Source organism: Paracoccus onubensis, assembly GCF_003591515.1.
Taxonomy (GTDB): Bacteria; Pseudomonadota; Alphaproteobacteria; order Rhodobacterales; family Rhodobacteraceae; genus Paracoccus; species Paracoccus onubensis.
Genome location: NZ_QZCG01000023.1, coordinates 1 through 20740, shown reverse-complemented (window position 1 = coordinate 20740; position 20740 = coordinate 1). Strand labels below are relative to the sequence as shown.

Sequence of the window (20740 nt, the reverse complement as noted above, 5' to 3'; positions counted from 1 at the left end):
TTTCTCTGGTTTTATCCGGCCAGACCCATCCTGTCGCCCGCCGCCTCTGCAAGGATCATGTCCGAGGCCTTCTCGGCGATCATGATGGTCGGGCCGTTGGTATTGCCGCCGATCAGGGTCGGCATGATCGAGGCGTCGACCACGCGCAGCCCCGTCATCCCGCGCACGCGCAGGCAGCTATCCACGACCGCCATATCATCATGGCCCATCTTGCAGGTGCCGATCGGGTGATAGACAGTATTGGCGCGATTGCGGATCACCTGCTCCCATTCCTGATCGGACATGTCGTCATGGATGCCGAACAGTTCCTTGTGCCGGTATTTCGCGAGCGCCGGAGATTCGAGGATCTTCCGCGTGTATTTCGCACCCTTGATCAGCGTCTGAAGATCGCGCTCATCCGAGAGAAATTTCGGATCGATTCCCAGCGCGGCAAGCGGGTCGCCGCTTTGCAGGAAGACCTCGCCCACGGAATGAGGCCGCAAGACACAGACATGACAGGAAAACCCGTAGCCCCAATGCAATGTCCGGGCGTGATTGTCGACGATGGCGGCGACGAAATGGATCTGGCAGTCGGGCTTGTCGAGTTTGGGCGAAGACTTGAAGAACGCCGCCCCCTCGCCGATGGGTGAGGCAATCATGGAATTGCCGTTCCTGCGCCATTTCAGGGCCTCTTTCAGCATGCGGGCGCCTGCGGCGAAACCGATGCCGAAATTGTCCTTGTCCTTCGATTTGTAGCCCATGATGAAATCGATATGGTCCTGCAGGTTCTGGCCGACACCCGGCAGTTCATGCACCGTTTCGATGCCGTGCTGGCGCAGATCATCGGGGCGACCGACCCCCGACAGCATCAGGAGTTGCGGAGACCCGAATGCTCCGCTTGCCAATATGACCTCGCGCCGCGCCCTGACCTCGTGATCGGTCTTGCCCCGGCGATAGCGGATTCCCACCGCACGCTTGCCTTCGAACAGGATACGCGTCGCCTGCGCGCTGGTGACGACCGTCAGGTTCCCGCGCCGGCCCATGATCGGATGAAGATAGCCGGCCGCAGCCGAGCAGCGCTCGCCCCGTTTCGGCCCGCTATGGAACTGCGTGACCTGAAAATAACCCGCGCCTTCATGATCGCCGTCGTTGAAATCCTCGCGATAGCCAAGCTGGTTTTCCTGCGCGGCCTCGATGAATGCCGCCGTGATCGGTCGGGGGCAACGCTGGTTCGAGACCTGCAAGGGGCCTTCGGCGCCATGCGCCGCCGTCTCGCCGCGCTCGTTATTTTCCGCGCGGCGGAAATAGGGCAGCACGTCCTGCCATCCCCAACCCTCGTTTCCCAATTCCTGCCATTCGTCGTAATCGCTGGCATGGCCGCGAATATACAGCATCGCGTTGATGGCCGAAGAGCCGCCAAGCGCCTTGCCACGGGGCTGATAGCCGATCCGGCCATTCAGTCCCGGCTGCGGCACGGTATTGAGCGCCCAATTATTGATCTTGCCATATCCGGGCATCATGGCGACGACGCCGACCGGCGCACGCACGATCAACCCGCGCCCCTCTCCGCCCGCTTCCAGAAGGCACACCGTGTTCTTCGGATCCGCGCTTAGCCGATTGGCCAGAGTCGCTCCGGCGGAACCGCCACCGACGATAACATAGTCATACTCCATAACCACCCCTGTTGTTTTGAATATTGCTTCTTATTTGGTGAATGGATAACATAATTTCGTACATTTGAACAATATAAATGTACGGAACAAATGATATGGAATTATACAGATATGGAAACGGAGGTGGAAATCGGCCGCTGCCCGGCCTCCGGAAAGTCGTTTTTTAGAGCTATTACGGGTATTTCCGCGCCTGCCGCTTTTGCCGCTTCACACCCGATGACAGCTTATCGGCACAAGTAACGTTACGTCATTTGGCGCGGTGCTGGACCGTTCCAGCCTCGCGCCCCTATCCTGAACACAGGAGGAGTCATGACCCTATCCGCACCCCGCAGCCATTTCGGCACACATGAGGTTGGCAACCAGCCGCCCAACCGCGGCGATTGCGACCTGTGGCAAGATGATATCGCCTTGCGCGATGCCGTTTCTCGGGAAGATGGTCGGGCAGAGATCATTGCCGGATATGGGAAGGTCATGGGCAGCGCCGGGATGCGGCAGGCCGGACAGGACGCGAACCGGCACAGCCCGGAACTGGTGCTATTCGATCCGGGCGGACGGCGGCTGGATGAGGTGTATTTCCATCCTGCATGGCACAGGCTGATGCAAACGAGCCTTGGTGCGGGCTATGCGGGGATCGCCTGGGACGGGACCGAAGGCGGCCATGTCACCCATGCCGCCATGGTCTATCTGGCCAGCCAGACCGAGCCGGGACATTGCTGCCCGATGACCATGACCTATGCCGCGTTTCCGGCATTGGCGGCGAATCCAAAGCTTGCGGCAGTCTGGCAACCGCGTCTGAGCGCCCGCGACTACGATCCTTCGACCCGCCCGATCGCCGAAAAATCAGCCGCAACGCTTGGCATGGCGATGACCGAAAAACAGGGCGGCTCGGATCTGCGCAGCAATGCCACGACCGCCATATCCGAGGGCGATCATTACCGGCTGACCGGGCATAAATGGTTCTGCTCGGCGCCGATGTCGGACGGGTTCCTGACGCTGGCGCAGGCTCCGGACGGTCTGACCTGCTTCCTCGTGCCGCGCTGGCTGGAAGGCGAGCGGAACGCTATCCATATCCAGCGGCTGAAGGAGAAGCTGGGCAACCGTTCGAACGCGTCGGCCGAGATCGAATATCACGATGCGATCGCGTATCGTCTGGGCGACGAAGGCGCGGGCGTGCGGACCATTATCGAAATGGTGCATCACACGCGGCTGGACACAGCCCTTGCCCCTGCCGGGTTGATGCGCGGGTCGCTGGCCGCCGCCCATCATTGGGCCATTCACCGTAGCGCGTTCCAGAAAAGGCTGATCGACCAGCCGCTGATGCAGGCCGTCATGGCCGATCTTGCGCTTGATTGCGAAGGTGCGCTGGCGCTTGGAATGCGGGTGGCGCGGTCTTTCGACGGCACGACCCCCGAGGACCGCGCCTTTGCGCGGATTGGCGTCGCGCTGGCCAAGTTTCTAAGTAATAAACGCTGCCCCGTCGTCACCTATGAGGCGATGGAGGTGCTGGGCGGCATGGGATATATCGAGGAAACCGGCCAGCCGCTTTATTACCGCGAAGCCCCCTTGAACGGCATCTGGGAAGGGTCGGGCAATGTCATCTGTCTGGATATCCTGCGCACACTGGCCAAAGAGCCTCTGGCGGCGGAAAGCTTGCGGGCGGAGCTGGGTGCGGCCACGGGCAGCGACCGGCGCTATGACGCGGCACTGCAAGCCCATGCCGAACGCTGGCCCGGCCTGCCGCCCGAGGGCGAGGCGAGATGGTTTGCCGAGCGTACGGCGCTGCTGTTGACCGCTTCGGTCCTGATCCGGGCCGGCGTGACAGTCGTGTCCGATGCATATGTCACGACCCGTATCGCGGGTGAGCGAGGTCATGTCTCCGGGGCGATGAGAGCGCCGGTCCCGCAGGAATTGCTTGATCGTATCTGACAGCGTTGCCAACGAATGACCACATATGTGGATAACATTCGGTTAAACTATGTTGACGCTGGTGTAACAATTCGCCCTGACCGGCGAAGTGGCTGGCACTGATCCCGGGGCAGACTGCTTCGCCAGCGCTTTCCGGGTGCGCAATCGTGGAGATAATCAATGGCATATGCGACGGATCTATCGGGGATTTGCACGTCGCTCGACGCGGCGGATATCGAGATCTGGAACCGTGTGATAAAAGGTATCCTGTCCCATGCGGAATCCACCGCAGCGGATCTGAGCGCGGTAATCGCCAAGGATCCCGATTTCGCATTGGCCCAGGCCGTCCGCGGATTGTCCTGCCTGCTTCTTGGCCGCCGCGAGATGGCGGCGGTCGCGCAAGAGGCATATCAGGCCGCTCTGGCAGCCGCGCGGCGCCGACCCCCAACCCCGCGGGAGGCCGGTTTCATGCAGGCGCTTGCGCTTTGGCTTCGGGGCTATCCTGCCGCTGCTGCGGAATGCCTGCAGCAGGTGCTGGATGATAACCCCCGCGATGCGCTGGCCATGAAAATGGTGCAGGCGATTCAGTTCGTGATGGGACGGCCCGATCTCATGCGCCGCTCGGTCGAAACGATACTGCCCCATTGGGAGGATCATTCCGCCAAAGGCTATATGCTGGGCTGCCATGCCTTCACGCTTGAGGAAGCCGGCGATTACGCCATTGCCGAACGGACCGGGCAGCGGGCGGTCGAACTTGCGCCGGACGATGCATGGGGATTGCATGCGGTTGCCCATGTTTTTGATATGACGGGCCGCGCGCAAGAGGGGCTTGACTGGCTGAACGGGCGCGAAGCCTCTTGGGCGCATTGCAATAATTTTCGCTTCCATGTCTGGTGGCATCAGGCCCTGATGCATCTGGATATCGGCGATTTCGACGCCGCGCTTGCGCTTTACGATAGCGAGATCCGGCGCGAGAAAACGGATGATTACCGTGACATCGCGAATGCGACCTCGCTTCTGGCCCGGCTCGAGATCGAGGGCGTCGATGTCGGTGATCGCTGGGAAGAAGTGGCCGAACTGTCTGAAAAGCGTGCCGGTGACGGCTGTCTGGCCTTTGCCGATCTGCATTATCTTCTTGGGTTGATCGGCGGCGGGCGGGATCAGGCGGCGGCTCGCCTTGTCGGCAATATGGCCAGAGCGCGGCCGTCGGAAGGCGATGCGAAGGCGATTATCTGCCGGAACGGGCATCATACCGCACTTGGGCTGCATGCATATGCGAACGGGAATTACTGCATGGCCTGGCTCAATCTGCAAAAGGCGGTGCAGGAATTGCAGGCGGTGGGCGGAAGTCATGCGCAGCGCGATGTTTTTTCCCGGATCGCGGTCGAGGCGGGGCTGCGCGCGGGATTTCTGGACGAAACCGAGAATTTGCTGAAGCAACGAACCCGGGCACATGCCGGGTGTCAGGACGGTTATACATTGCGCCGGCTGGAATTTCTGGCATCAGTCAGAAAGAATGCGCTTGCAGGCCACTCTGGCCGCGCCGGAGCCAAGGAGACCGTATGAGCAATCCCGTTTCGAGTCCGATCTCCGCGGCAAAACCTGCGCGGGATCCGCGTCTCGATTTCTTCCGGGGACTGGGGATGTATATCATCCTGATCGCCCATATCAGCGGCAATCCCTGGACATTATGGATTCCGGCGCGGTTCGGCTTCTCGGACGCGACCGAGATTTTCGTGTTCTGTTCGGGTATGGCGTCGGCGATCGCATTCGGCGCGGTCTTCCGCAAGGCCGGGTGGATCATGGGGGCGCTGCGGACCATGCATCGGGTCTGGCAGGTCTATTGGGCGCATATCGGCCTGTTCTTCGCGATCCTGCTTGCCATGGTCGCACTGGATCTTACCGGCTGGTTCAATAAGGATTACGTGGGGTCGCTGAACCTGTATCCGTTTCTCAACGATCCGGGGCCGAATCTGGTCGGGCTGATGACGCTGACCTATGTGCCGAATTATTTCGACATCCTGCCGATGTATCTGGTGATCCTTGCCATGCTGCCGCTGGTCATGGGGCTGGCCGGGTTCCACCCCAACCTTGCCATGGGTTTCTGCGTCATCCTGTGGCTGACGGCAAGCGTCACCGGATTTGGCTTTCCGGCCGAATACTGGTTCAGCAGCGGAAGTTCCCGGCAATGGTTCTTCAATCCGCTGACATGGCAACTGGTCTTCTTCACCGGCTTCGCCTTCATGCTGGGCTGGCTGCCCGCGCCTCCGGTCAATCGCGGGTTGATCATCCTAGCCGTCGTGATCGTTCTGGCGACCATTCCCTTTGCATGGTTCAGGATTTACCGCGAATTCGAATTCATCCGGGATTGGCGGGACGAGTGGAACTTCCTGATCACAAAGACGGATTTCGGCATCCTGCGTTATGTTCATTTCCTGAGCCTTGCCTATCTGGCCTGGATTGCGGCGGGGCCGAACGGATCACGGCTGCATGGCGGCGCGGCCTGGACCGCAATCGTGGGTGTCATCCGCAAGGTCGGGCAGCAATCGCTGGCAGTATTCATGACATCGATGTTGCTTGCCCGGCTTCTGGGCGTGCTGTTCGACGAGTTCGGGCGCGGCCCGTTCATAGCAGTATCCGTTAATCTGACAGGCGCGGTGATCATCACCGGCGTTGCTTATTTCGTCTCTTATATCAAGCGTCAGCCGTGGCGGCAGCCGGTTCGACCTGCCGCGGATGTGAAGGAACATTCCCCGATTTCCGGAGTTCGAAGTTTTTAGTGTAGGGAATAATTCGATGGACAGACGAAGGGTTTTGTCGTCTGCGGCATTGGCCGCAGTGACCGGTTTTCTGGGGTTTCCCGTTCGGGCGGAAGAGCATCCCCCCGTCGCATTGGGAGAGCCGGTGCCTTTCGGTCCCGAAACCCTGCGCGACAAGGCGAAAGAGCTGGCCTCGCGCCTTTATGTTCCGCCAGCCGCCGTGCCTGCCGAATGGCGGAACCTCGATTATGATCAGTATCGCAGCATCTGGTTTGATGAGCGTCACGCGCTTTGGCGCAAAAGTGATCGCCCGGCCGAAGTGGATTTCTTTCCTGCGGGTTACCTGTTCAACCGCCCCGTACAGATCAATATCGTCGAAGAGGGGCAATCGCGCCCGGCGCTGTTCGATCTTGAGGTTTTCGACAAGACCGACAAGGTTCCCGATCTTCCGGCCGAAGGAATGGGTTTTTCGGGCTTTCGCCTGCGCGGAGAACTGGAAAAGCGCGGGGTGTTTCAGGAATATACCGTTTTTCAGGGCGCAAGTTATTTTCGCGGGCTTGCACGTGGGCAGGTCTACGGCCTGTCCGCACGTGGCCTTGCGCTTGGCACCGGCAGTCCGGGGGGCGAAGAATTTCCCGGTTTTCGCGAGTTCTGGATCGAGGCCCCTGCGCCCGGAGCCCCGGACATCGTGGTTCATGCATTGCTGGACAGCCCCAGTGTCGCAGGGGCTTACCGTTTCCGGATCACGCCTGGCGTGACGACCCTGATGGAGGTGGAATCCGTGCTGTTCCCGCGCGTCGATCTGTCCGAGGCGGGGATCGCGGCAGGCACCTCGATGTTTCTGTTCGATGAAACCAACCGCGCGCGTTTCGACGATTTCCGCGATGCGGTTCACGACAGTGACGGGCTTTTGATGCTGAACGGTGCCGGAGAGCAGATCTGGAGGCCGCTGGCCAACCCCAGGCGACTTGGCATCAGCTATTTTGTGGATAGCGGAACGCGCGGCTTCGGCCTGATGCAGCGGGCGCGTCACAGTCGTGATTTCGGCGATCTCGAAGCGCATTATGAACGCCGTCCGTCGCTATGGGTCGAGCCGCAAGGTTCCTGGGGGCCGGGTTCCGTCATTCTGGTCGAGATTCCCGCAGACAAGGAGATTTACGACAATATCGTGGCTTTCTGGCGCCCCGCCGCGCCGTTGCGTGCCGGGCAAGAGCACCGCTTTGCCTATCGGCTGTATTGGGGAAGCGCCGCGCCGATCGATGGCGCGGTAGCGCAGATCGAGAATACACGCTCGGGCCTGCGGGTATTCGAGAAGGGGCGGATATTCACCATAGATTACGCCAAACATGTGGCACTCGGCGACGATCCCTCGAAGATCGAGGCACGGGTTCTGACCCGCACAGGGGAGATCCGGAATCCCACGGTTCAGTTCAACCCGGTAACAGGGGGCATGCGGCTGGCCTTCACGCTGGACGCGCCGGACGGAAGCCGCCCCGAAATGCGTGCGGAACTGCGTCGTGACGATGTTCGGGTCAGCGAAGTCTGGCTTTATCGCTGGAATGACTGACATGGCCCGGCCCGGCAGGATGGGAGGCTGCATGACGATCTGTTTCCGAGCCATGTTGCTGTTCATGCTTGCCGGGTTGCTGCCGGATGCCGCGCATGCGGAATGCGCGGATTCAGCGGAGCCGTGCCGCCTTGAAGGCGGGCGGGAAGACGGAACCTATCATCTTGTCCTTCCGGATGAGGAATCCGTGCCGGACGGTCTTCCGGCCGTGATCTTTCTGCATGGATGGGGAAGCGATGGCGCATCGGTCATGCAGAACCGGGAACTGGTGGATGCGCTGGTCGGGCGTGGCTATGCGGTGATTGCGCCTGACGGATCACCGCGCCCCGAGCGTAACGGCCGAAGCTGGCAGTTTCATCCTGAACGGCGCGATGGACGCGACGAGGCGGCCTTTCTGCGTGCGGTGGCAGATGACGCCGCAAAGCGGTTCGGGCTGGATCGGGAACGGATGCTTCTGGGTGGGTTTTCCATCGGTGGATCGATGGTGAGTTACGTCGCCTGCGAGTCCCCTGAAAGTTTCAGCGCATATGCGCCTGTGGCCGGCAGTTTCTGGGATCCGCTGCCCGATAGCTGCAAGGCGCCTGTCCGGTTGTATCACACTCATGGCTGGTCCGACGGCACCGTTCCGCTTGAAGGCCGTGCCGTCGGAAACGGTCAGATGGTTCAGGGCGATGTGTTCGCGGCAATGCGGATCTGGCGAGCGACGAATGGATGCGGGGGCGAAAATCCGTCCGGTTTCCGACAGAGCGGCGATTTCCTGATCCGGAATTGGGATTGCGATTCCGCCTTCCCGCTGACATTCGCGCTTCATCCGGGCGGGCATATCGTCCCGCAAGGCTGGGCCGGGCTTGTTCTGGACTGGTACGAAGCTTCGGCGCGGTAGGCGGTTCCGCGATAAGCCACGCCGTATCGGGCGCAATAGCCGGGAAGCATTTCGATCATTCGGCGTTGCGCAGCGCGTCAATCTGCGAGGCGGCGATCGTGGTTCCGTTGGCAAGGATCAGTTCGGTGCCCGTCTCTGCCTTACGGACGCCTTCGATCCGGGCATAGGCGCCGACCTCGGACTGCGCGATCACATTGCCGTTCAGGATGCTTTCGATCCGGAAATAATAATGATCGTCAGGCAGTTTTTCGCCCTGTGTATCCCGCCCGAACCAGTCGATCTGCCCGGAGCCGGAACCGATGCGCTCTCGCGCGATTTCCAATCCCGCCGAATTATAGGTGATCAGGTCGACATCATCGGCAAGCGGTGCCGGCTCGATTTCAAGCGTCAAAGGTTCGTTGCCGAACCAGATCGGAGCGGTGGTTCGCGCCTCTTTCCCGATCCAGCCGGCAGCCTGTCCCAGTTCATTGGCGCCAAGTGCCTTCATCATCTGGCCCAGAAGCTTGTTGGTATAGGCCTGTTGTTCGACCCCTGAAAAGGTCGCAAGCTGCGCCGCGAATTCATGGCCCTCCAACGGATTAAGGGGGTCCTGATTCTGAAGTTGCGTTGTCAGCAGGGCAAGAAACGTGTCGAAATCCGCACCCGCACCGATCACCGGCTCATCTGTTGCGGTGGCGGTTGCCGTGCTGGCGGTGGTCTGTCCTGTAGCGGTTATCATTTTTCCATGACCTCACATTCTGACATCGATCCGGCGCGTCCCGGGCGCGACCGGAGTTTCGCGGGCAAGCGAACCGCCGGGGGCCGGTGCGGCGTTGGCCCGGTGCGGATTATCTTCGTTCTCCGATTGCTGGTCGCCATTCATCTGGCCGGCATCGTCGTGCTGCCCGTGATCCTGAAAGCTTAGCGTGGCGTCCGGCATCCCTTCTTCGCTGAATTGCTGCATCAGCAGATCGGCATTGCGCCGAAGCTGTTCGAGTATCTCGGGCCGTTCTGCCCAGATTGCCAGATGCGGAGCGCGTTCATGACCGGTCAGGATCATGCGCACCTTGCCCAGTTCTTCGGGCGACAAGGCTATTTCCACGGTTTCATTGCGGGTCGTGACGACGGCATCCGCGATCTGACGAATGACCGATGGCGGATTGGGCGATGCGCCTCGGGCTTCCGCCTGTGACGATATTCCCATATTGCCCGAAAGCCCGTCACCCGGCGTAAGACGCGGCGGATTTCCAAGCCCATCGCCCTGGAGCTCGAAATTTCCCGGCATTGTCGCAGCACCGGATGCCGGTTCAATCGGCAATGCGGGGGTGCTGCCCAGAGGAGGTAAGGGAATAGGCGCCCGAGAAGGGTCGCCGGCCGGCCTGATATTCTCGGAATTGGGCGAGGCGAATTCAGCAGGGATATCTCGAGGCGATTGCGCAAGCATGGAGTCGCGATCCTGTGGTTTCGGATGGCGAGAGGCCCCTGTTGCCACCAAGGTTCCGGGCGGCGGATCCTTTGCTTTCGGCACGGGGGAAGCGGTCTCATCCTCCGGTGGTGTTTCGTCCAGAGATGCACGCCCATGCGATTCCCGGGCTGCGTCTGTCCATTCTGCGTCCGGGGATTCGATCAAACCGGGAGGCGCGGCGACATTCGTGGGTGATATGGCCGTTGGTGAAGCGGTTCTGATCCCGGCATCGTCCGGCGCCTGAAGCCGTGCACTTCCGGCCGTAATTTCGGAAAGGCCGGCTGCTGCGACAGCGGATCCCCGAGCCTGAAATTGTTTCAAATGCAAGGGATTTTCATCCTGCATGTCGCGTGCAGCCTGTGGTTCTTCGCCCTGTCCGGACGGGGCAGCTATTGCCGTGGAAATCCCGGTGAGGGTCGCGATCATATCGGTGACCGGGTCGGTTTCCCCCAGATCCTGGGGGGCGGGGGCCGTAGCGTCCGGCAAGGCGAACAAATCATCGCCGGAATCCGGCGGCAGCTCAAGAAGCTGATCCGAGAACGTCATGTTTTCGCCCGGCATCGCTGACGCTATCGATGCTTCGGGGGGCGATGCATCAGGGGGCGATGCATCGGGGGGCGGAGCCGGGCGACTGCCCGAAGCGGCAGCCGTGTTCAGAAACGTGTTGAGATCCATCGGCTGAATTCCCGAAATCGAAAAGGTGGTTCGGATCTTCTACTACCCGGTTCTTACCAATTGTTTACCCGGAGGCGCTAAAAGCGGATTCGTCGGTTATGCGAGGATGACGAAATGGAAATCGCTTCGATTGGCGCCGGAATTCCGGGCCGGGGCAATCCGCCGGTTCTTCAGGACCGGATCGAACAGGCATTTCTTGAGGAAATGTTGAAATATGTCAGACCTCCCTCCTCTCAGGAAGGGTTTGGCGGCGGGCATGGGGAAGAGCAGTTTTCCAGCTTCATGAATCGCGAATATGCCGCGCTTCTGGCCGCCCGCCTTGATCTGGGGCTCGGAGCTCTGGAATGAGCGCGTTGATCACCTGCCTCAAGACGGCCCGCGCCGCCATCGTCAGGGGTGACGCGGAGGGGGCGCTGAAGGAAATCGAACGTTTCGCGGCGGTGGCGGAACAATCTCCGCCGGAGGATGACGATATCAGGGAACAGGTCCGGATCGCCCTGAAGGACCTTCAGAATCTGGCTCAGGCGGCGATGGAGGGCGCCAAATCCGCGTCCGAGCAGATACGCGAAATTGTTCAATCCGCCCGGACGCTTCAGACATATGACGATTCAGGGCGGCGATGCGTCACCAGAACGGTGGCCAGAATGCCCCGAAGATTCTGATGGCAGGCCCCGCTGTGGCTCGGCGTCCGGCAAATTGTCGGATATGTCATGTTGCGGGTTGTATTGGGTAATTGGTCTTTTCATAATCCATTCGCGGTCATGGTGATATGCCGATTTCTGCCGAAGGATTGAAATGAACGCTTCTGACCAGAACGAAACCACCGAACGGCCGCGCAGGACACTTCGGGACGAAGAGCCCTATGTGCTTTTCGCACAGCTTGAACGATTGTCCGAACTGGTCAAGCTGAGGCCGCGCGAACACGAGGATGGTCTGCGTTTCCTTGCCCGGCTGCGGGCGTCGACAACGCCCGAGGAGGCAGTGACATTCACCGCTTTCGCCGCATTGCCTACGAACGCGGCGGGCTGGGGCTATGAATGCCTGCGGCTGATGGCCGATCACCTGCATCCGCAGGAACGCCCGATGATGCAACAGATCGCCGCCTGGCTGTCGAACCCGACGATCCGGATGCGCCATGAGATCATGAAAGAGGCGCTGTGGGCGCCGGCGCGGGGACCTTCGGTCCTGCTGGGGCTGGCGGTCGGCTGGTCCACGGGCAAACCGGCCCCGAACGATCCCGAACCTGCGCCGGTCCATAAAGCTCCGGTCGCGATAAACAGTGCGGTTCTGTCATGTCTCGCGCGGGTTCCCTTGTCGCAGCGCTCGGTTTACCTTGCGCGGATTCTCGACATGGCCGAATCCCTTTTCCGCGCGTATTGATGTGACATGACCCTGACCCTGCAGATAGAGAATTTCCAAGTCCTCGATGATGGCGGCCCGGTCAATATCGTTGTGCCCGAAACCGGGATTCAGGTGGGGCGCCGCCAGGGCATGGACTGGGTGCTGCCGGACGCAAGCCGCTATATCTCGGGGCATCATTTCGATGTCAGTTTCGACGGCCAGCAATGGTGGCTGCGGGATGTGTCGACCAACGGGACATTCCTGCAGGGACACCGGCACCGGCTTGACGGCGCGCATGCGCTGCGGAATGGCGATCGCTTTCAGGTCGGGCATTACATCGTCGTCGCGCTGTTCGACATGCCGCAGAACGCGGTTGCGATCTCGCCCAGTTCCCTGCCCGAACACCGGGTCGACAAGCCGGTTTTCGAGGATCCGGGCGATGATCCCTGGACCGTGGGTGGAGATATCCCTCCGCCGATCGACCTGCCAATCGGGGAAGAGGCGCGTCGCCAAAGCGATTTCAGTGATGATTTCCTTGCTTTTCCCGCCGATATTCAGCCCCCCGCCGCCGAAACCCCGCCGCCTTCGGCCGTGCCGCCGCAATCCGGCAGCAAAGCGCCGCAACCGGCACCTCCCGCGGCTGCACCGGCTCCTCCGCCCGCGCCGGTTGATCAGTCGGCCTTTGTCCGCGCCTTTTGCGAAGGGGCGGGGATAGATGTCTCGCTTGCCGCAGAGGTTGCGCCAGATATGCTGGGCCACGCATTGGGTGAGACGATGCGCGCCTCGGCGTCGCAACTCATGACCGCGCTGCAGGACCGGGCGTCCGCGCGGCATTTCACCCGCGGCGGCGAACGGACGATGCGGGGGGCGACCGATAACAATCCGCTCAAGTTCCTGCCGGACGCCGAACAGGCGCTTGAGGCGCTGTTCCTGCGCCCCCGCGCGGGTTTCCTCACCGGGGCGGCCGGCTTCGATGAGGCTCTGGGCGATCTGCGCCGTCATCAGGGCGCATTGTTCGCAGCGCTTCAGCCCGCCCTGATCGAGTTGTTGCAGGATCTGGAGCCGACGCGAATCGAAGCCGAGGTCAAGGGCGGCGCCCTTGGTGGCCGCAAATCGCGCGCATGGGACGCGTATGTTCAACGCTGGGACGCCAAGACCGCCAGCGAGAACGGTATTCTGGACGAATTCATCCGGCTTTTCGCGGCCTCTTATCGGAAAGCTGATGAGCAGGGCGGGCAGGGCCGGAGCTAGAGGGTCCAAGGGAAAAGGAGAACTGCATTGGCATCGGTCAATCTGCTGGAGCCCATTTCGGAAGAAAATCCCTGCGGGCCGGATCTTGAACGGGAGGACGATTCCGAATTCGTCGAATATTATTTCGAAGCTGAAGCGCGGATGCCCGAGCGTTATTTTACGCCAGGAAACGAACAGAATGGCATGGAGGATCAGCTTTTCGACGCGCGGAAGGAATTCGATCTGCCGGTAGAGAAAGCCACGATCGGCAGGCTGCTTGGCCGCAGCCGCGACCTGCGATTGATGAGCCTGCTGGCACGGTTCCAGATTCTCGGCGGCTCGCTGGGCGAATTTGCGGACACGATCGAGGATATCGCCGCGATGATGGCGCAATGGCCCGACGATCTGCATCCCCGGCTTGATCGTGGCGCGGGCGAGAGGCGCGCGACGCTTGAGGCACTGAACCATCAGCCGACGGTCGTGATGCCACTTCTGCACCTGTCGATCGTCTCCAATGGCGAGGTTACGCTGCGCAGGCATATGGTTGCGGGGGGCAAGGCGGAACCCCGCAAATCCGAACAGGACATCGCCGGAAGCGATCTTCTGGGGCCGTTGCGGGCCGAAGGCAACAGGCGTGTGGTCGAGGCTGCGAATGATCATCTGACCCGTATCGCCGATGCATTGCATCGCATGGTCGGACTTGCCTCGTCGCACGCGTCCAGGGCCTTCACGCCCGATCTTGCCGCGTTGAGAGCGGCGATAGCCGATATGCAGGCCATGATCGTCTCGGCCCGCCCCGATCTTCGCGCCTGGTCGGCAGCCAATGCGGCGGCGGTGGAGACAAGGATCGGCGATGCGGCCGAGACAGAGACCCCGGCGGCGGGTGTCAATCCTGTCGGACAACCCGCTTTACCACCGAAAACCGCGGCCGGGGCGGTTCCGACTATCCCCAACCGGGCGACTGGCGCTGCCGCGCTTGATGCCGCGAAGGCCTGGCTTGCGGCGAACGAGCCGTCTTCGCCCGCGCTTGTGCTGGTGACCCAGGCGCGGCTTCTGGTCGGCGCGCCGCTGGTCGAGGCGATCGAGGTTCTGATGCCCGGGCAAGCGGGCAATGTCATGCTGAATATCGGGCAGGACAGCGGGTTCAGCCTGCCGATGGCGCGGCTGAAGGAACTGACGCAATCCGGGCTGGATCAGGACAAGAACGGCCCCGGTCAACCCGCGGCGCTTCCCGCGATTGCCCGGCGCGGCGATCTTATCGGGCATTTATTGGGTGTAGAGGGATATTTTTCGGCGCAGGAGCCGGCCAGTCCAATTCCTCTTTTACTTGTCAAAGCGCGTGAAATGCTGGAAAAGAGATTTGACGCGATTATGGCCGAACTACTTGTTGCACCAGTGAAAGAAGGTTAGTTTTCCTGATGAGTTCGCATTGACACTGCGTCTTAATGACGTTTCTGTTATCCCGCAGCGAAGGGGTTGGTACAAATGGCATCCGATAAATCAACAGATTTCCTGAAGCGCAACCGCCCTCCGCGGGTGAATATTTCATACGAAGATCCTTACGATTCCGAAAAAATGGTGGAATTGCCCTTTGTCATGGGGGTGATGTCCGATCTGTCCGGCAACGCGTCGGAAGTTGAGAAGCCCGATATCGAAGATCGTGACTTTACCGATGTTACCGGCACGACCCTGGACGATTACATGAAAAGCGTCGCGCCAGCGGTTTCGTTCAATGTGGAAAACAAGATGGGCGGTGGCGACCGGCTGGGCGTCACGCTGAAATTCGAAAGCATGGACGATTTCAACCCGGCAAAGGTTGCGGCGCAAATCCCGGCGCTGAAGAAGCTTCTGGAAGCCCGGCAGCATCTGGCCAATCTTCAGCGTTACATGAACTCGAAGCCCAAGGCGCAGGAACAGCTTCGCAAATTGCTGAACGACCCCGAATTGATGGCCGCGCTTGCAGAGCGTGAAGCCCAGAAAGACAACCCTGAAGAGGACGGCTGATCATGGCGCAGGAAAATCAGGCTCAGGTTTCTGAAGCCACCGGCCTGTCCGAGCTGGACGAATTTTCGGACATTCTGAAACAGACCATCAAGCCCCGCTCGGAAGTTGCCGCCAAAGAAGTGGACAACGCCGTCGTGGCTCTGGTGCGCGAGGCGCTGGACGATCAGACCGTTATCGCCGAGGATGTGATCGACACGATCGACGCGATGCTGTCGAAGCTCGACCAGAAGCTGACCGAGCAGTTGAACGAGGTCATCCATCATCAGGAATTCCAGACGATCGAGTCGTCATGGCGTGGCCTTGCCTATACGGTCAATAATTCCGAAACTGACGCGTCGCTGCGCGTCAAGGTGATGAATGTCTCGAAGAAAGAGCTTCAGCAGATGTTCCGGCGCTATCCGGGCGCGAAATGGGACAAGTCGCCGCTGAACCGCATCGTGTATGAGGCAGAGTTCGGGACGCTTGGCGGCAAGCCTTTCGGCGCGCTGATCGGGGATTATTATTTCGATCACAGCACGGCCGATGTGTCGCTTCTGCGTGAAATGGGCAAGATCGCCGCGGCTGCCCATGCGCCCTTCATTTCCGCATCCGCACCCGAACTTCTGGGCATGGACAGCTGGAACGAACTCAGCGTGCCGCCCGATCTGTCCGAGATTTTCGATACGCCGGAATATGCCGCATGGAACGGGCTGCGCGATTCCGAGAATTCGCGCTATGTCGCCCTGACCATGCCGCGCGTGCTGGCGCGTGAGCCCTATGGCCAGAACTCGAACTCGGTGGTCGAGGAATTCAACTTCGAGGAAGAGACCGACGGGCATGAGGGCAAGAAATTCTCGTGGATGAATGCGGCCCATGCGCTGGCGGTGAATATCAACCGCGCCCATAAGGAACATGGCTGGACCGTTCAGATCCGTGGTGTGCAGTCGGGCGGTGAGGTTCTGAACCTGCCGGCCTTCAATTTCGACACCGGCGACGGATCGAAGGATCTGAAATGCCCGACCGAGATTTCGATCACCGACCGGCGCGAGGGCGAGCTGTCCAAGGCCGGGTTGATCGGCCTGATCCATCGCAAACATACTGACAAGGCCGCCTTCATCGGCGCGCAGACCTTGTATCGTCCCAAGAAATATGTGGATGAACAGGCGACGGCATCCGACAATATGTCCTCGCGTCTGCCATATATTTTCGCGGTGTCACGATTCAGTCATTATTTGAAATGTATGGTCCGCGACAAGATCGGGCAAAGCCCTGATCGCCTGCAATTGCAGACCCAGCTTCAGACCTGGGTCAACAAATATGTTTCGGGCAATCCGGAAAGTGCCACCGAACGGGAAAAAGCGAAAAAACCGTTGGCCGGGGCGAAAGTGGAAGTGGTGGAAGACGAGGAAAACCCCGGTTATTACATGGGAAAATTCTATCTGAAACCGCATTTTCAGTTGGAAGGCATGGACATCGGTATGTCTCTGGTTTCCAAGTTACCCAAGGGTAAATGACTATCTAGTATGGCTGCCGAAGTAAAAGGAGCTTAATATGGCTGTCGATATCTTTTTGAAACTTTCCAACAGCATCAAGGGTGAATCCCAGGACGATACGCATCGCGACGAGATCGATGTTCTGGCCTGGAACTGGGGTCTGACCCAGTCCGGCACGACGCATATCGGCTCGGGCGGTGGCGGCGGCAAGGTCAATGTGCAGGACATCACGCTGACCAAATATGTCGATCTGGCCACCAATGACCTGATCAAGCGCGCCACTTCGGGCGAGCATATCGAGAATGGCGAGTTGATCGTCCGCAAATCGGGTGGAACTACACCGGTCGAGTATTTCCGGATCAAGATGGAAAACATCATGATCACCAGCTACAATACCGGCGGCGCGAAAGACGGCCTGGATCGTATCCAGGAAACCCTGACGCTGAATTTCCGCAAATTCGAAGTGCTCTATACCTTGCAGGAAGATTCGGGTGCGGCCGGCGCCGAAACCATGTCCGGCTGGGATATTGCCGAAAACAAGGAATGGAGCGCCTAAGCTCTTCGATCCTTGTGATCTAATGGCGGGGTCGGTGCGCATTCATGTGCCGACCCTGTTTTATTTGGTTCGGGATGATCCTAACATGATCCTCAGTCAGACGGTCAGGAGGACCCATGTCATCACGTCGTGTCCCCGGTGCTCCGGGTGACAACATCGCGCGGGGCGGGCTGCGTGAAATGTCATTGCTGCATATCTTCCGGGATTCGGCCGCTCGTCGCGATTCACGCGATGGCACAAGGCACTATACCGAGGGTGAGCGGGACCTGACGCTGGTCAGCCAGAAACGCCGGGAAGGCGCAAGCGAGGCGTCCTTGCGCCGCAATCTGGCAAGGGATATCGCCAATCTGATGAATACGATCCGCCTGGATGTCGTCGCGGATCTGTCGGATACGCCGCGGGTGCGCGATTCGATCATCAATCATGGATTTCAGGACATGGATTCACTGTGGCGGCACAACCGCACCCCCGGCGATCTGGCCAATGCGATCCGTGTCGCCCTGATCCGAAGCGAGCCGCGCCTGCGGGCCGACAGTATCGAGGTGCGGGTGGATGAGAACGACGCCTCCGCCGAGCAAAGACTGACCTTTGAAATCATGGCCGAGATGATCTCGGACCCCACGGATATCCCGCTGCAATTCTATGCCGAGGTGGACCCGGCGGCGGGCAAGGTGGCGATGAAGCGGATGCAGGGCGAGGGATGAAGAAGGCTTTCCGCGACGCCTATGAGCGTGAGCTTGATATTCTGTATGAACGCTCGGCCGAGTTCGCCGAGGAATTTCCCGGACTTGCCGACCGTCTTGGCGGCGTCCTGCGCGAGAATATCGATCCGACGATTGCCGGACTTCTGGAAGGAACGGCCTTTCTGGCCGCGCGGGTACAGCTTAAGCTTGACGAAGAGTTCCGCGGCTTCACCACAGAGCTGCTTGAGCAGATTTTTCCCGATGCGCTTGCGCCGATTCCCAGTTGCATGGTCGTGCAGGCCCCTCCGACAACGAAGGATTCGGGCGATCCGATCGTCAGGAACTATCCCCGTGGAACCTATCTGGACGCGAATTTCCGCGATTCCGACACCCGCGTGACATGCCGCTTCAGCCTGACCTCGGCATTGAAGGTCATGCCGCTGACGATCTCGGAACTGACCTATCATGACCGCACGACCGCGCTTGGCAGCCTTGGCCAGGACCCCGACCGCGCGACCCGCGCAGGACTGCAGCTTGACCTTCGGACCACTCATGATCAGCCGCTATCTTCGTTAAACGAAGATGAGCTGAGTTTTCATCTGACCGCGGACATGTTCAGGGCAATCGCCCTTTACGAGCAGATTCACTGCAATGTCACGCGCATCTCGTTGCGCTGGTTGCGGCCGAATGGCGATCCGGTGTTTCTGCGCCTGCATCCCGACCAGATCCAGCAGATCGGATTCAGCCGGGACGAGCAGCTTTTCGACCGGCGGACCACCCTGTTCGAAGGTTTCTCGCTTTTGCGGGATTTCTTCGCTTTTCCCCGCCGCTTTCTTGGGTTCCGCCTGACCGGGCTGGCCGATATCCTGCGCAGGATCGACACCGATCAGATGCAGGTGATCCTTGAGTTCGACCGCGCGGACGAGGATCTGGCGCGCTTGACGCAGCTTGGCGATATGCGGCTGAACTGCGCGGTTGCGATCAACCTGTTCGAAGAGGGATCGAACCAGATCCGGCTGGACGATAAGCGGCATGAATATGTCGTCACGCCCGATTCCAGCCCGATGACCAATTACGAGGTGCATCGCATCCTGAGGGTCCATGCCAGTTTCGGGACAACCAATGACCGCGTGGCTGTTCAGCCGCTATATGCGTTGCCGCAAGGCTCGGTCGCGCAGCATTCGACATATTATTTCACCAGCCGCAGAAAACCGCGCCGCCTGACACAGACCGAACGCAGTCACGGGACACGCAGCGGATATCGCGGAACCGAAACCTATGTCTCGATCTACGAGCCACCGGAAGCGATCGTGGGGCGTCGTGCGCACCGGCTGCATCTGCGGACATTATGCTCGAACCGGCACCTGCCCGCCGCGCTGCCGCTTGCCCGGTCCGAGGATTTTCACGTCGTCACCGACAGCGATATGTCGGTGACCTGCGTCAATGGCCCGACCGCGCCTCGCGAAGCGATGACCGAAACCGAAAAGGCGGGCCCTCATCGCATGGGGCAGGGGGATGTCTATTGGCGGCTGATCTCGTATCTGGCGCTGAATCATTTTGGGCTCGACGATCGTTACGGCAGGGATGGCGCGGCAAGTCTGCGCGAGATCCTGACCCTGTTCGTCGATCTGTCGGACAGCGTGACCGAGGCGCAGATCGACGGGCTTGTCGAGTTGAAGGTCCGGCCGATCACCCGCTCGCTTCGCCGGGCCGAGGGGTATTTTCCGGCGCGCGGGCTGGAGATTGCGGTGACATTCGACGAAACCGGCTTCGAGGGAAGCGGCATCATCCTTCTGGCCGCGGTGCTTGACCGGTTCTTTGCCGAATATGTCACCATCAACAGCTTTACGCAGATGGTGACGATCAGCAAACAGCGCGGTCTGATCAAAAGATGGCCACCCCGCACCGGAACGGGCCCGCTGATATGAGCGCGGAAAGCGCCAATATCCTGGCCTTGCTGCGGCGGCTTGAACGCGAGGCACCGGATCGTCCGCGCGTCGGGCGGTCAAGCAGGCTGCGTGACGATTTCGTCGAGATCGGGCAGGATCCACAACTGGCCTTTCCGGCGCGAGAAGTCGAACTGGCAGAGCCGCAGCATGGGAACAGGACCCGGCTACGGGCGCAGTTCATGGGGTTTTTCGGGCCGAATGGTGCGTTGCCACTTAGCCTGACCGAGGAGGTTCTGCGCTGGCAGGAAGAAGGTGAGGACGGGTTTGTCCAATTCGTCGATATTCTTGCGGCGCGGTTCTATCAGCTTTTCTTCCGAGCTTGGTCCGATGCCCATGCGATCAGTCAGCATGACCGCCCCGACGAGGATCGTTTTGGAAACTATATCGCCGCCGTCGCCGGGATCGGCAGCCCGGCTTTCCGGCAGCATGACAGTTTTCCCGATATCGCCCGGCTGCCGCTGGTTTCGCTTTTCGGCGGGCGGGTGCGCAGCGCTGTCCGGCTGCGGCAGATGGTCGAGAGTTATTTCGGCCTTACCGCCGATGTGGACGAGCATATGCCCACCTGGCTTGAATTCGAGGCGGATGAACGCCGTGGATTGGGCTCGGGCGGGGCTTTGGGG

General features: G+C 60.3%; 20 protein-coding genes. 17 read left to right on the top strand and 3 right to left on the bottom strand.

The window, feature by feature from the left end; all coding sequences use genetic code 11:
* Positions 1-11: 11 nt before the first annotated feature.
* Complete coding sequence (locus D3P04_RS22405) at positions 12-1652, bottom strand: GMC family oxidoreductase (RefSeq protein WP_119752109.1); 1641 nt, start codon at positions 1650-1652, stop codon at positions 12-14.
* Positions 1653-1961: 309 nt separating this feature from the next.
* Between D3P04_RS22405 and D3P04_RS22400 the strand changes: the two genes are divergently transcribed.
* From D3P04_RS22400 to D3P04_RS22380, 5 genes are all read left to right on the top strand, one after another.
* Positions 1962-3578: an acyl-CoA dehydrogenase family protein gene (locus D3P04_RS22400; RefSeq protein ID WP_119752108.1), complete on the top strand. Its 1617-nt coding sequence runs from the start codon at positions 1962-1964 to the stop codon at positions 3576-3578.
* A gap of 159 nt (positions 3579-3737) precedes the next feature.
* A complete protein-coding gene (locus tag D3P04_RS22395; RefSeq protein WP_119752107.1) occupies positions 3738-5123 on the top strand; it encodes a tetratricopeptide repeat protein in 1386 nt (461 codons plus the stop codon).
* A complete protein-coding gene (locus tag D3P04_RS22390) occupies positions 5120-6337 on the top strand; it encodes an OpgC family protein (RefSeq protein WP_119752106.1) in 1218 nt (405 codons plus the stop codon). The genes D3P04_RS22395 and D3P04_RS22390 overlap by 4 nt, the downstream gene beginning before the upstream one ends.
* Before the next feature lie 16 nt (positions 6338-6353).
* Positions 6354-7883, top strand: a complete 1530-nt coding sequence (locus tag D3P04_RS22385) for a glucan biosynthesis protein (protein ID WP_119752105.1) — start codon at positions 6354-6356, stop codon at positions 7881-7883.
* 31 nt (positions 7884-7914) lie between these two features.
* Entirely contained in the window at positions 7915-8766 is an 852-nt protein-coding gene (locus tag D3P04_RS22380) for an alpha/beta hydrolase family esterase (RefSeq protein WP_232845137.1), read from the top strand.
* Between the two features lie 55 nt (positions 8767-8821).
* On the opposite strand, the gene D3P04_RS22375 is transcribed toward D3P04_RS22380, so the two are convergent.
* Positions 8822-9484, bottom strand: a complete 663-nt coding sequence (locus tag D3P04_RS22375) for a flagellar hook capping FlgD N-terminal domain-containing protein (protein WP_119752104.1) — start codon at positions 9482-9484, stop codon at positions 8822-8824.
* A 12-nt stretch (positions 9485-9496) separates the two neighbouring features.
* Entirely contained in the window at positions 9497-10030 is a 534-nt protein-coding gene (fliK, locus tag D3P04_RS23505) for a flagellar hook-length control protein FliK (protein ID WP_182912975.1), read from the bottom strand.
* Positions 10031-10531: 501 nt separating this feature from the next.
* Here fliK and D3P04_RS23500 point away from each other — a divergent pair.
* The 12 genes from D3P04_RS23500 to tssG all read left to right on the top strand — a co-directional run.
* Complete coding sequence (locus D3P04_RS23500) at positions 10532-10777, top strand: hypothetical protein (protein ID WP_182912974.1); 246 nt, start codon at positions 10532-10534, stop codon at positions 10775-10777.
* Positions 10778-10999: 222 nt separating this feature from the next.
* Positions 11000-11233, top strand: coding sequence for a hypothetical protein (locus D3P04_RS22365; protein WP_119752102.1), 234 nt, complete (start codon positions 11000-11002; stop codon positions 11231-11233).
* Positions 11230-11547: a hypothetical protein gene (locus tag D3P04_RS22360; protein WP_119752101.1), complete on the top strand. Its 318-nt coding sequence runs from the start codon at positions 11230-11232 to the stop codon at positions 11545-11547. The genes D3P04_RS22365 and D3P04_RS22360 overlap by 4 nt, the downstream gene beginning before the upstream one ends.
* 133 nt (positions 11548-11680) lie before the next feature.
* Entirely contained in the window at positions 11681-12265 is a 585-nt protein-coding gene (locus D3P04_RS22355; protein ID WP_119752100.1) for a DUF6931 family protein, read from the top strand.
* Between the two features lie 6 nt (positions 12266-12271).
* A complete protein-coding gene (gene tagH / locus D3P04_RS22350) occupies positions 12272-13477 on the top strand; it encodes a type VI secretion system-associated FHA domain protein TagH (RefSeq protein ID WP_119752099.1) in 1206 nt (401 codons plus the stop codon).
* 27 nt (positions 13478-13504) lie between these two features.
* The gene (locus D3P04_RS22345; RefSeq protein ID WP_119752098.1) at positions 13505-14866 is read left to right on the top strand and encodes a type VI secretion system protein TssA; all 1362 of its coding nucleotides are present in this window, start codon (positions 13505-13507) and stop codon (positions 14864-14866) included.
* A gap of 75 nt (positions 14867-14941) precedes the next feature.
* Positions 14942-15460: a type VI secretion system contractile sheath small subunit gene (tssB, locus tag D3P04_RS22340; RefSeq protein WP_119752097.1), complete on the top strand. Its 519-nt coding sequence runs from the start codon at positions 14942-14944 to the stop codon at positions 15458-15460.
* A 2-nt stretch (positions 15461-15462) separates the two neighbouring features.
* Positions 15463-16953 (top strand): type VI secretion system contractile sheath large subunit, encoded by a 1491-nt coding sequence (gene tssC / locus D3P04_RS22335; protein WP_119752096.1) that lies wholly within the window; start codon positions 15463-15465, stop codon positions 16951-16953.
* A 37-nt stretch (positions 16954-16990) separates the two neighbouring features.
* Positions 16991-17488, top strand: coding sequence for an Hcp family type VI secretion system effector (locus D3P04_RS22330; protein WP_119752095.1), 498 nt, complete (start codon positions 16991-16993; stop codon positions 17486-17488).
* 116 nt (positions 17489-17604) lie between these two features.
* The gene (locus D3P04_RS22325; RefSeq protein ID WP_119752094.1) at positions 17605-18192 is read left to right on the top strand and encodes a type VI secretion system baseplate subunit TssE; all 588 of its coding nucleotides are present in this window, start codon (positions 17605-17607) and stop codon (positions 18190-18192) included.
* Entirely contained in the window at positions 18189-20099 is a 1911-nt protein-coding gene (gene tssF, locus D3P04_RS22320; RefSeq protein WP_119752093.1) for a type VI secretion system baseplate subunit TssF, read from the top strand. The genes D3P04_RS22325 and tssF overlap by 4 nt, the downstream gene beginning before the upstream one ends.
* Positions 20096-20740: type VI secretion system baseplate subunit TssG (gene tssG / locus D3P04_RS22315; protein ID WP_119752092.1), on the top strand; the 645-nt coding region annotated here is incomplete at its 3' end. The genes tssF and tssG, both read left to right, overlap by 4 nt.